Source organism: Leuconostoc rapi (assembly GCF_016908715.1).
GTDB classification, from domain to species: Bacteria; Bacillota; Bacilli; order Lactobacillales; family Lactobacillaceae; genus Leuconostoc; species Leuconostoc rapi.
The window spans coordinates 37,827-50,884 of record NZ_JAFBEK010000011.1 but is presented as its reverse complement, the minus strand read 5'-3'; the positions used below and the strand labels follow the sequence as shown (position 1 = coordinate 50,884).

Genomic DNA, 13,058 nt, shown 5'->3' with positions numbered 1-13,058 from the left:
TCTTTTCCTTTCGTTCGCTTTTTATCCCCCTTTTTTTCTTCCCCCTTTTCTCTTATTCGCTTTCCTGGTTTTTCCTTTACCTTTCCTTAAGGTTTAAAAAAGGACTCGCTACGCGAGTCCTTTTAAGCCTTGTGCCAACGTTGACCTTGTGGTGTATCCTCAACAACAATCCCTAATTGACGTAGCGCTTGTCGTAAACGATCCGATGCCTCAAAATCATGTGTGTCACGTGCTAACGTACGTGACTTTAATAATTCAGATTGTTCTTTTGTTAAATCAGATTGCACAGACAAATCTTCGATTCCAAACACAGACATTAATTTCGCTATTGTGTCTAGCAAATGCTGAACCGTCTCAAGTGATACTTGTCGACTTTCAGCCAACGTATTTGCAGTTGTTACGAGTTCGAAAACTGACGCTAAAGCGTTAGGGGTATTGAAATCATCATCCATTGCAGACTCAAAATTACTGATTTGATTTTCAATCATGTTCTCAATTGCTTGATCTTGACCAACAACAGCTGTCTCTAAACGAAACGATAAGTTGCGGTATGCTGTTCGAATACGATCTAGTGCCACGCGGGCCTGCTCCAATGTATCATTTGAATAATTAATTGGTCGACGATATTGTGTCGTGGCTAAAAGATAGCGAATTGCCATGGGATCATCATAGTTTGCTAACATATCATGTACAGTCGTAAAGTTACCCAATGATTTAGACATTTTTTCATCGTTGACGTTAACAAACCCATTATGCATCCAATAATTAACAAAAGTTTGACCTGTTCGGGCCTCTGATTGTGCAATTTCATTGGTATGATGCGGAAATGCCAAATCAATACCGCCACCGTGAATATCAATCGTATCAGCCAAATATTTTTGTGCCATGACAGAGCACTCAATGTGCCACCCAGGACGGCCTTTACCCCATGGCGACTGCCACGAAATTTCATCTTCTGCATGACTTGATTTCCATACAGCAAAATCAATCGGATCTTCTTTACGCGTTAGTTCAATATCATCCAAACGGCCAGCAGCGTTAGCCTCCATTTCAGCTAAATCTTGATGTGCTAAAATACCATAACCCTTAAAACGTTTGGCACGAAAGTATACATCGCCTTCAGATTCGTATGCATAGCCTTTTTTAATTAAATCCCCAACAAACACAATAATATCAGGAATAACATCCGTTGCACGAGAACGTACTGTTGCTGGTTTAATATTCAGCGGCAATGTATCTTGGTGGAACGCATCAGCATATCGGTTCGCTATTGTCATCTCATCAACACCCTGTTCACGAGCACGTTTGATAATTTTATCGTCAACATCCGTAAAATTTGAGACATAATTAACATCATACCCACGGTACTCAAAGTAACGACGGACAACATCAAACGCAATTGATGATCGTGCATTTCCAATATGAATATAATTATAAACTGTTGGTCCACAGACATACATGTTGATTTTACCCGGTGTAATCGGTTTAAATAGTTCTTTTTCGCGTGTCAATGTATTATAAACATGAATCATAGTGCTCTCCTTTAGCGACTCATTTTGTTGCTTAGCATTCATTATACAGGACATACTGTCTGTTTTACCAGTTATATGAATATATGCTCATATTTATTGTTAAAAATACATTTTCAGGTCATGACAACAAAAAAACAGCCTCTTTCGAGACTGTTTAAGCATATTACTTTTCAGAAATAGCAGCAATGCCAGGTAATTCCTTACCTTCAAGGTACTCAAGTGAAGCACCACCACCAGTTGAAATGTGTGTGAGTTTGTCAGCAACACCCAATTGTTGTACGGCAGCAGTTGAATCACCACCACCAACGATTGTTGTGCCACCATTTTCAGTTACTTTAACTAATTCTTCACCAATAGCTAAAGTACCCTTGGCAAAGTTAGACATTTCAAACACACCCATAGGGCCGTTCCAAACAACCGTCTTAGCATCAGCCAAAGTGTCTTGCAACAACTTGATTGACTTAGGGCCAATATCAAGGCCCATATAACCATCAGGAATACCAGCTTTAGCATCCACAATTTCCGTCTTAGCATCGTTTGAAAATGCATCGGCCGCAATTGAATCAACCGGCAAAACCAACTTATCACCAGCTTCAGCCATTAATTCTTTAGCCAACTCAACCTTATCGGCTTCAAACAAAGAATTACCAATTTTATCACCCTTAGCAGCATCAAACGTGTACGCCATACCACCACCAACGATAACCTTGTCAGCCTTGTTTAACAATGACTTAACAATCTCAATTTTATCAGAAACCTTAGCCCCACCAATGATGGCAACGAAAGGACGGACTGGATTAGCTACCGCGTCACCCAAGAACTTGATTTCTTTTTCCATCAAAAAGCCGGCTGCTGCTTGCGAAACATTAGCTGAAATACCAACGTTTGATGCATGTGCACGATGTGCTGTCCCAAACGCATCATTAATGAACAAATCATCACCCAATGATGCCCAGTACTTACCCAACTCTGGGTTATTCTTCGATTCGTTCTTAACTTCTTGACCATCAACAACGTCTTCAAAACGTGTGTTTTCAACCATTAATACTTCACCATCTTGCAAAGCAGCAATAGCAGATTCAAGTTCTGCGCCACGTGTCTGTGGTACAAACTTAACATCTTGACCAAGTAATTCTCCTAAACGTGCTGCAACTGGTGCCAATGACAATTCTTTCTTGTCATCCTCAGACTTGATACGGCCTAAGTGCGAGAACAAGATTGCACGCCCGTTGTTTTCAAGAACATATTTAATTGTTGGCAATGCTGCCACAATACGGTTATCGTTTCCGATAACGCCTGATTTGATAGGCACGTTAAAGTCAACGCGCATCAATACTTTCTTACCTGAAAGTTCCAAATCTGAAACAGTCAATTTAGCCATGATAGCCTCCAAAATTTTATTGTTACAACTCCATTATAAAACAAAATGTCGTTGTTGTGTTGTGATATGTGAAAAGCTAATCAAAATTTGACGATGCGCACTTTATGTGTCGCAATACCCTGTGATTTCAAAATATCAAAGTCATGCTGTGAGATGCGCACTTGTTGAATTTTATGTCTTACATCATTCAAAATAGCGATTACATCATGTCGCACTCGACCTTGTCCATCCAAAACGCCATCAACTAATGTTAAAACTGTATTTTGTGGCGAAAAGGCAATTTCACGTCCTAACTGTGTCGTATTAAAAGTGTATTGTGGCCATTTATTCCCAATACTAGCAATATATGCCTCCGCTTGTTGATATTTTTGATCATATGCATACACAAAATTACGGTGGTTTTCAAAGTAAAAATCGCTCACTTGAACGGTCCCTTGTCCAAAGTAAAAATCTGACTCTAATAAATCCCCTTCACTAAAATATTGCTTCGCAAATAACTTTCCATCTCGTCGATAGATATCTTTGTAATCAATCTTGCCATCTGGATCTTGCCAGACAACTGCCTGGACGAGCCTTTTAGAATCATTGAACCAACGGACGTGTGCTCTGACCTGCCCACGACTAATAATGTCCTTGGTTCCATCCCGATTAATCATAAATTGCGCGCCATCAGGTACTGGTAAATCCGTCCACCAAAGGCCGTTTTCATTGTCGATGTCTTCAAGATAACGTTGGGCATACATATCGTAAACATACGTCGGATCTAACCCTAATTTACGGACTAGATCCGTTGCATCCTCATGCGGTGTGGCTAGCCACAATGCATCACTTTTACCAGACCTGACCTGTTCGATTTGCCAAGCAATACCTGGAAAATTAGTATATGCTAAGGAATTAATGATTTCAATTGTTGTCATAAATTCACCATTACCTTTTGCCATTGGTTAGCAATACTGTCATTTTGAAATTGCATGGCAACATCATGTGCCCCTATTGATAACTGATTATAGGTTTCAAACGTATGCCGCATCGCGGCAGCGAGTTGACTAATATTAATCTGTTCATCAGCAGGATTACGGCTAAATTGCGCCAAATAACCGTTAACCCCATCATAAACAAGCTCTTGTGCACCATATAAATTAGCATAGGTTGCAATCGGCAGTGCATTACTGATTGCATCAATATAAGTTAACCCAAAGCCTTCTGAATAAGAAGCTGATACAAAAACATCATAAGCTTGCATATCTAGTCTCATATTTTGACTTAATCCTTTTAACATCACAAACGGAGACAAATTTAACGTATTAATCAGCGTGATCAAGGCGCTTTCTTCAATGCCAGCGCCATATATAGCTAAGGTTGCATCCAACCCCGCCTGACGCAATTGACTAATGGCTTGAATAATATGAGTAATGTGTTTTTCGGAATGCAGACGTGATGCTGTCACAAACTTCATAGCGCCGCCTAACCATTTTTGGGGTTCCGAAACGTCAGCGACACCGCCAACCGGAATAGCAACGATTTTCCGTGATAAATTATTAACGCCAATATCTTTTAATTGTGACAACATGGCCTGCCGTTGTAATTTTGTGGCAACAACAATTAAATCTACGTCAGCCAAATGATCAAACATATATTGGTAATAATTATTCCAAAGTGGGTGTCCCTGATACCAAGTTACAAAATGGTCGGCATGAACAACATCGACTATTTTCAATGTGTAATCCTGTTGCTTGATACGAATAATCGCCTCTTCGTTTTCAGTTCCACGGTCAATCAAATAAACGTTATTTTCAAAGCGATGCTGAATGTCTGAAAAAAAGAAGTCTAATAATTCTTCAAAAGTTGTGAACAAATAATCCTTTTCACGGAAGTTATCCACACGAATATTGGTCATTTGATCACCACGTGATGGCTCGTTTCTGTAATGCCAAGACACTTGATGTTCTTTGTTTTCCAAAATCACACGATCATCTTCAACTTGATATACTTGTTTTTCTTTATCATAGCGTTTTCGCCGTTGAATGGTTTCTATATAATTGCCGGTCGTCTGCCGTTTAATAATCCGTTGCGTATTGGTATTATCCCAAAGCACTTCTTCATCAAAGTTATGCATGGTCGTGTTACCATCACGTAAATATTTATCTGGGTCATCACTCAATAAATAATCATACACGCCAATGACCTCATGCTCAGCAATATGCCATTCCTTCATATGTTGATGTAATCGTGGTAAATGGTCTGTAAAAATCATTTTAAAGGGTAGATTTTTATCACGAAACTGAGCTGCACGATAAAATTGGGCATGCTCAACACCACTATTACCATGACCCATGCCTTTATTGACAAAAAAATACATCATGTTACCCCCTGTCCGTCAGTTTATAACTTTTATGAACACATATTTTCCCTATCATAGCATAAAAGCGACAATCTCCGAAACAGAAATTGTCGCTTTTTATCATATTTCAAGGGTTTAATTGCCTTGTAATATTTTTTTGATTTGTTCAACTTGTAACGTTGCTGCCTTATCAGGATTAACCTGAGTTAACGCTGATAATTGCTTTTTCTGTTGCTCAGCGGCGGCTTTATCAGCAGCCGATTTTGGCGCCAACTTACCTGGTAATGCTTCCGCTTGTGCGGTTGTCATTGCAATCCATGTCGCTGGTACTTGATAAGTGACATGGCGATGCTTCAATTCGTGATCATTACCGGCAATACCAAACAAAAACTTAAAACCATTCGATTTATAAACAAAACGCGTTGTCTGAGTCACCTGATAAGCTTTATTTCCTGAAATGTCCGTTCGACTTGAAGAAGTTTTTAAATCCGGTTTTGATACTGTTGTTTTTTTATCAGTTGCAGATTTTCTGTAAATATAGACATTTTCTTTACCATCAGTCCCAACATTTTGGTAAAGTAACACACCAAAGCCTTGATCGCCAGCACCCGCCGAATGAATCACTTTTTTACTAGTAGTCGTGACTTTCTCCATGCCATAATGATCATGCATATTGCCAACTAGCGCAGTAACACTCAAAATCAGCCCAGCAAACATCAACAGCGTGACGGTATATCGAACACCAGATGATTTGATTGTCATATTCGCAAAAAATGCTAAAATTGCAAACGCCGCCATAATTAAAATAATCATCTTACGTCACCTCCTTGATTTGGGGTGTTAACCTTACCGCTATGAAGCAGAAAAGTAATCAGTAAAGCAACAACAGCAAATGATGCAGCCAACAAGAATGATGCATGAAAACCACCAAGCGTTGCATCTAGAGCCTTGCGACCATAAGCCAATGGATCTTGCCCATTCAAGCCTTTCTTTGGCATGTTACTTTTAGTAACGGATTGCATAACTGAAGCCAAAACCGCTGTTCCTAAAGATGCAGCAATTTGCCTCATCGTATTGTTAGCTGCTGTGCCTTGTGCAGCTGTTTTTGGAGACAAGGCCCCCATGGCAGAAGCTGTCAAAGGCATCATTGTCATGGCAATACCAAACATGCGCAAAGTATAAAGTGCTGTGATATACAACGTTGGTGTTTCAGCTGTCATATAAAACAATGGTACCGTACCAATAATTAGAATTGTAAATCCAGTAATAGCTAGGCGCTTAGCGCCATGTTTATCATAAAATGCACCAGCAATTGGCGAAATAATACCCATCATGAGCGCACCAGGAAGGAGGGTCAAGCCTGAATTAAGTGGTGATAGGCCCCGAATATTTTGCATATAAATAGGTAAAACCATCTCTACACCTATCATGGCCATCATGACCAATGACACTAAAATAGTTGTAATCGTAAACTGTCTTGACTTAAATACTGACATATCTAAGAATGGCTTCTCCATTCGAGACTGATGCCACATGAATTCAATAACAATGATAATGCCAACAATCAAGGGAACAATAACATTCAAACTCCCCCAACCATCTGAAGCTACCATGGCAAAACCATATAATACTAAACCAAAACCAAAAGTAGACTCAATAAGAGACCGTATATCTAACGTCACCTTTTGTATTGGTAAAATGTCGTGGAACAAGAACAGCGAAGCAATCATAACAACAATGACAACCGGCAAAACAACGCCAAAGATCGAGCGCCATGAATTTTGCAACGTTAAGCCTAATAACGTATGATCTTTTTCTAAAATCCACCCTGACAATGTCGGTCCAATAGCCGGTGCCATACCAATGACTAGACCACCCATTCCCATAGCTTTTCCACGTGATTGGGCGTCAAACAATGACAGTGAAACAACCTGCATCAAGGGCATGAGTATGCCAACAGCCATCGCCTGCAAAACCCGTGCTACCATTAATAGCCAAAACATGGTCGTTGGCGTCATGAACGCAACAAACGTTCCTATAGTAAATAATCCTAATGCTGACAGATACAACGTTTTTGTGGGAATACGTGTTGTCAAAAAAGCAGAAACCGGCACCATAATACCATTGGCCATCAAGAAAATGGTTGTTAACCATTGCACTGTTGCAGCATTCACATCAAATGCTTTCATCAACGCTGGCAAAGCGGTACCTAATGCTGTTTGCATCAGCATGACTGAAAACACACCAATTAACATTACTAACATCATCGCCAGACGATTGACTGATTTACCGTGTGTATCACGTAATTCGTCACTCATGATTATTTTCCTCTGTTATATTCACTAATTTACCAATCGTTTTCAGAAAACAATTGATTTAACTTCTTAAAATATCTTACGCCTAAGTAAATAGATTGTCAACTTTGTTGACAATCTATTATAGTTATTTTATGATGATAGTCTCAATATCATGTTTTTTGTCTAATTTGACAACAGCGTCAGCGTGAGCACAACTAGGTCGAATGTAACGCTCAAGATTGACCTGGTTCGTCTCATCCCAGACCTTCATTACCAATTGAGAAAACTGCCCAATAGGCATCTGTGCATATTGATAACGCCAAGAAGTCGGATCATTCTTCGACCGTGCGGTCATTTCTAATGTTCGCGCCAAATACCATGATTTAATGTCTATTAAATCAGCATCGAGATAAATTTTAAAATCTGTCTGTTCAAGCTGTAGTGCTACGACACCTTCAATAATAAGTATGTCTGGTCTGTTAATGCGTTGTTTTTTGTCCGGATGAATATCAGCAATTTCTTGCGCATAACAAGGGATTTCAGCTAACAGTTCACCCGCCTCAAACTGCTTGATGAGCTGTGCTAAAGCCGCCATGTTATATGTTTGCGGAAACCCTTTTTGGTTAAAAATGCCCTTTGCCATTAACACAGCATTAGGCATCAAAAAATCATCTGTACTAATTACACTGACACGCACATCAAGTAATTTAGCAAGTTTCTGAGCAAAAGTACTTTTTCCAACTGACACTGACCCAGCAATGGCAACCGACATAAATGTATCGTTATACCGTTGCTTAATCGCTTGAACAAGACCATCCATTAGTTTACCTCATATAAATGTTCTGGCACATTGTCAAGTAATTGCGTCGTATGCTGTTCAGCTAATAACGTCAATGTATGCATAGCACGACTAGCTACTGTATACAGCAAGCGCCGTTCCGAATCATCCCCGTAACGTGTATTATCAGCGTGCCAAATAATGACGGCATCAAATTCTAATCCCTTAGCCAAATAAGACGGCACAATGATCGCCCCCTTTGCCAGACGTTGGTTTTCTGACTGAATTAAGGTGACTGACTGACTATCGAGTTGCGCAGCCAACTGTTGTGCATCATCACGTGTTTTTGTAATAATCGCTGTTGTATCATGATTTAACGTATGTTGCGTTAATTGTTGCTGTAACTTAACCAGCATATCCGATTCACTTGGCAATGTATATACCATCGGCTTGTCCCCGTCACGGTTAAACGCATCAATATCCTGTCCATCACGTAAAATATATTTTGTGAAATCTGTTATTTGCTGTGTTGAACGATAAGTTTGTGTTAATTTGACCTGCTCGATGCGTTCAGGATCAAACAACGATGAAAAGTCATCCTGTAAATGCGTTGCATTATCTTTTGTAAAAATAGCTTGGTTGAGATCTCCCAAAACAGTAAACTTTGCTCTAGGAAAACTAAATTTCAAAAATGCAAGCTGGAAAGGCGTGTAATCTTGGATTTCGTCAATAAAAAGAAAACGAATATCACGTTCACCTTTTTTACCGGTCATCAGATCATAGAGATATAAATACAATGTGGTATCTGTCAATGATAATTGTTTTTGCTTCAATGCAGCAACAATTGTTTCAACATGCGCTAACCAACTCGCTTCTGTCATATTAAACGCTTTTAGATCAAAATAATGGTGGGCATGCCGCAAAAAATCAATAAATTGTGCATTGATATTTAAGAAATTTGCACGACGAATTTGACGTGCTAGCGGCTTTAAGGATTGGGTCACAATTTGTTTTGCAAGGAAATGCCGTTCAGCTTTTTCACTCGCAAATTCACGTTCCTTTGGTCCCTCTCCGAGTTGAACCTGTCGCGTACGTGCTGCTGCATCAGTTTCTTCATTATCACCAACACGTACTTGCCCAGCGCCAACCAGTTCATCATATTCTTGCTTTGAAAGATTTTCAATGGCTAGTTCTACCCAGTCTTTACGCAATTCCTGACCGATATGAGCGCTCAAAATCCGCATCAATGTATCACGTGTTGCCTCTAATCGTTGCCCTAATTTATAATTTTCATTATATTGATAATAAATTTCTGAAATACGCGCTTTAGAAATTAAAGGCGCCCCGCGGAACATGAGATTCCGAATTTTCATGTCCGTTTGATTCAAATGTTCTGCATAAGCAGTGACTGCGTGAAACATAGCCAAACTGCCTTTTGCACGATTAATGTTTTCAGCAGTCTGATCATGCTCAAATCTTTCTTGTAGCGTTTCAACAGCCATTTTTGGCAAACGACGCGAAGCATATTGATAAAATGTCATTTGCACCATATTTTGTTCACCAAGTTCCGGCAACACATTATCAATATAATCATTAAATAGTTGATTTGGGCTAAATAAGACCACTTGTCCAGAAGTAAGCTTGCCACGATAACGATACAATAAATAAGCAACGCGTTGTAGCACTGCTGCTGTTTTACCTGAACCTGCCGCGCCTTGAACAAACAATAAGTCAGCAGCTGTATTACGAATAATTTTATTTTGTTCTTTTTGAATTGTTGTAACAATTGATTTCATTTTAGTTGATGATTCGCCTGATAAAGCATTCATCAACATGGCATCGCCAATAGCTTCTTCTGTGTCAAACAGCGTCACAATGACGCCATCTTCAATTTGAAATTGCCTTTTCAGCCTAACATCTGCCTGTTGCGTGCCATCTGGTGTTAAATAGGATACTTTCCCAATGCCACCATCATAATAAATTGAAGCGACAGGCGCACGCCAGTCATACACTAAAAACTGATTCTTCTCATTACTAAATGATCCCAGACCAATATAAATGGTTTCCACTTCACCATTTTGACTAGCCGTTTCACTAAAATCAATTCTGGCGAAATAAGGCTTTTCAATTTGTTTCGTTAATGTTGCCACACGACGTTCTGCACGTGTTTTAGAGTTTTCACGCTCAGATAGCATTTGTTGTTGCTGGCGAATTGAAGCTGCTGTTTCAACAATCCCCGAATAGGTATCCGTTTTTAGTCGAACATCACTCCAATTCTGTGCAACAGAGTCAATACTCTTGTTCGTTTGTTTAATTTCCGCGGCGGTTGCCGCAAGCGACTGTTCCATCGCCTGTAGTGTTTTATCAAGGTACTGCGTTTCGTCAATTTTAATTTGATTGTCCAAAATGCGTCTCACTCTCTTCAAATTCAGTGCTTTAATTATACGCTTTATAAATATAAAACACAAAAAAATTGCATGAGTTTCAAATAAAAGGCACATAAAAAGCCGCAACCGAAGTTGCGACTTGATATAGCTCGTGAGAGAATCGAACTCTCGATTCCGCCGTGAAAGGGCAGCGTCTTAGCCACTTGACCAACGAGCCATGGTCAGTGATGTCCGATATCTATCAGACAACTATATTAGTATATCAAGAAATAATATCGCCGTCAAGACTTTTTTAAATTGATTTTTGTTTTTGTATCAAACGCACGTCGCCGTCACTTTATGGTCGATTTTTCAAGGTCATTAGTTTGGTGGGATCAATCGGTTTGGTTACTGTTACCACAGCATTTTTATAATAGCGCCATGGTTGCTTTGGATCAAATAACACATCCGTTGTCACCGGGAAGCCATTTCTAAATCGTGTTAATAGCCACTCTGCCAACGGTTTGGGCACACCTAAAAGATCAAAATCAGATGGTGATATGGCATAACGGATGGCACGTTCATCGTTATTGGCTACTTTTTGAACCCAATTGGGTTCAACAATAAGTTCGCGTCCTAACGCCGCAAAAGTGACTCCAGCATCCATTAACTCTTCTACTTGTTCAGGTTTTTTAAGCAAACCAGCAACCATTAGTGGATACCCTTCAGGCAACGTTTCTCGATAATAATCTATGACCCGCTTAGTATCCTGCGTGTTCTTAAACGGCACTTGAAAGCTATCTTTCAATGATAAATGTAAGTAATCTATCGGTAAAGATGTCACTCGCTGTGCAAATTCCAACGACTCTGCTAGTGTGATACCTGGCACCATCGGTTCTTCTGGTGATTGACGATAACCCAATAAAAATGGTCTGTCGGCAAATTTTTCAATTGTCTGTGCCACCTTGGCAGTTACAGTTAAACCAAACCGTTGTCGTTTTTCGGTTGTACCACCCCAAATATCATCACGCCGATTACTATCTGCTGAAAAAAATTGTTGCATCAAATAGAGATTGGCGCCGTGTAGTTCGACACCATCAAATCCAGCCAAAATTGCTCTTTTTGTCGCATTAGCAAAATCTTCAATCGTTTGCACGATTTCATCATGTGTTAAAGCTCTTGGTACATCAAAATCACCATTTGTATAGGGCTGATTAGATGCAGACACCGGTGTTTCGCCACGTAAAATAGCATTTGTTGTTTGGCGCCCAGCAGCAAAGATTTGCAAAATAGCTTTCGCACCACCAGACTGAATCGCACTTGCTAATCGGCGTAACCCAGGTATTTTATCATCGTCAGCAACAGAAATACCGCCTTCCCAACCACGTCCAATTTCATTGATGTAGGCGGCCTCTGTGATGATCATCGCTGGCCCTTGCGCACGAAGCTGATAATAATGCAACTCATTATCCGTGACAGTCCCATCTTCTAGTGATGAACGCAATGTTGTCGGTGCCATAATCACATGATTACGGAGTGTCATTGCTTTATTTTTAAAGGTATACTTTTCTAAAAAGTCATAATTAATTTGCATAGATTCATTATACAAAAAATAAATACTTTAAGCCAATAAGCAACATTACAAATGATAACAAAAAAAACCGCATAAACGGTTTTAGGAAACTAATTAATGATTAATACCAACCAGTAGCTTGTGAATGTGCCCATGCATTTTCAGCAGAGCCATAACGTGCGCTGATATAAGACTTCATGGCGTTCAATTGATCATTGTAATCAGTTGAGTTTCCACCATAAACGGCACGCGCTTGTGCTGATAATTGACCAATACCATAGTATTGACCATTTGTCGCGTTCACGTTGCCACTTGATTCACGTGAAATCAATGCATCTAACGCTGCAGATGATGATACTTGTGGTGCTGCTGGCGTTGCGGCTGGTTGCGCTGCTGGAGCAGCAGGTTGTGCTTGTACGGCTGGTGCATCAGCAACAGCTTGTTGAACTGGTGCTGTTGCTTGTTGTGACGCTGCAGCAGCTGTTGTCTTTTCAACAAAGCTTAAGTGTTGCCCAACAACGATCAAATCAACGTTGTTGATGTTGTTGTTCGTTGCAATTGTATCAACAGACAAATTAAATTCTTTAGAAATCTTGTTCAATGTGTCGCCAGACTTGACAACATAATCTGTTGGTGTGTTTTGTGCGCTTGTTGTATCAGCGCTAGCATTTGAAGCGCCAAATGCAAATGCACCTGCAACACCCGCAGCAATTGTTAATGACTTTTTAAAACTAAACATGTATTTTCTACCTCTTAGATTGATTAAATTCTTAAGTTCATAAGTGCTCTT

10 protein-coding genes and 1 tRNA gene are annotated in these 13,058 nt (G+C 39.8%); all 11 read right to left on the bottom strand.

The window, feature by feature from the left end:
- Positions 1 to 122: 122 nt before the first annotated feature.
- Positions 123 to 1,532, bottom strand: a complete 1,410-nt coding sequence (cysS, locus tag JOD28_RS08850) for a cysteine--tRNA ligase (protein ID WP_204770451.1) — start codon at positions 1,530 to 1,532, stop codon at positions 123 to 125.
- 163 nt (positions 1,533 to 1,695) lie between these two features.
- Positions 1,696 to 2,913, bottom strand: coding sequence for a phosphoglycerate kinase (locus JOD28_RS08845; RefSeq protein ID WP_204770450.1), 1,218 nt, complete (start codon positions 2,911 to 2,913; stop codon positions 1,696 to 1,698).
- An 80-nt stretch (positions 2,914 to 2,993) separates the two neighbouring features.
- The gene (locus JOD28_RS08840) at positions 2,994 to 3,854 is read right to left on the bottom strand and encodes a glycosyltransferase (RefSeq protein ID WP_204770449.1); all 861 of its coding nucleotides are present in this window, start codon (positions 3,852 to 3,854) and stop codon (positions 2,994 to 2,996) included.
- Positions 3,827 to 5,272, bottom strand: coding sequence for a glycosyltransferase (locus JOD28_RS08835; protein ID WP_204770454.1), 1,446 nt, complete (start codon positions 5,270 to 5,272; stop codon positions 3,827 to 3,829). The genes JOD28_RS08840 and JOD28_RS08835 overlap by 28 nt, the downstream gene beginning before the upstream one ends.
- Positions 5,273 to 5,389: 117 nt before the next feature.
- Entirely contained in the window at positions 5,390 to 6,067 is a 678-nt protein-coding gene (locus JOD28_RS08830; protein WP_204770448.1) for a DUF4811 domain-containing protein, read from the bottom strand.
- The gene (locus tag JOD28_RS08825) at positions 6,064 to 7,572 is read right to left on the bottom strand and encodes an MDR family MFS transporter (protein ID WP_204770447.1); all 1,509 of its coding nucleotides are present in this window, start codon (positions 7,570 to 7,572) and stop codon (positions 6,064 to 6,066) included. The genes JOD28_RS08830 and JOD28_RS08825 overlap by 4 nt, the downstream gene beginning before the upstream one ends.
- Positions 7,573 to 7,696: 124 nt before the next feature.
- Positions 7,697 to 8,371 carry a nucleoside/nucleotide kinase family protein gene (locus JOD28_RS08820; protein WP_204770446.1) on the bottom strand — a complete coding sequence of 225 codons (675 nt, stop codon included), beginning with the start codon at positions 8,369 to 8,371 and terminating at the stop codon, positions 7,697 to 7,699.
- Complete coding sequence (helD, locus tag JOD28_RS08815) at positions 8,371 to 10,734, bottom strand: RNA polymerase recycling motor HelD (protein WP_204770445.1); 2,364 nt, start codon at positions 10,732 to 10,734, stop codon at positions 8,371 to 8,373. The genes JOD28_RS08820 and helD overlap by 1 nt, the downstream gene beginning before the upstream one ends.
- A gap of 127 nt (positions 10,735 to 10,861) precedes the next feature.
- A tRNA-Glu gene (locus tag JOD28_RS08810) sits at positions 10,862 to 10,933 on the bottom strand.
- A gap of 120 nt (positions 10,934 to 11,053) precedes the next feature.
- Positions 11,054 to 12,289: an NADH-dependent flavin oxidoreductase gene (locus JOD28_RS08805; protein ID WP_204770444.1), complete on the bottom strand. Its 1,236-nt coding sequence runs from the start codon at positions 12,287 to 12,289 to the stop codon at positions 11,054 to 11,056.
- A gap of 100 nt (positions 12,290 to 12,389) precedes the next feature.
- A complete protein-coding gene (locus JOD28_RS08800) occupies positions 12,390 to 13,007 on the bottom strand; it encodes a LysM peptidoglycan-binding domain-containing protein (RefSeq protein ID WP_204770443.1) in 618 nt (205 codons plus the stop codon).
- Between the last annotated feature and the right edge of the window lie 51 nt (positions 13,008 to 13,058).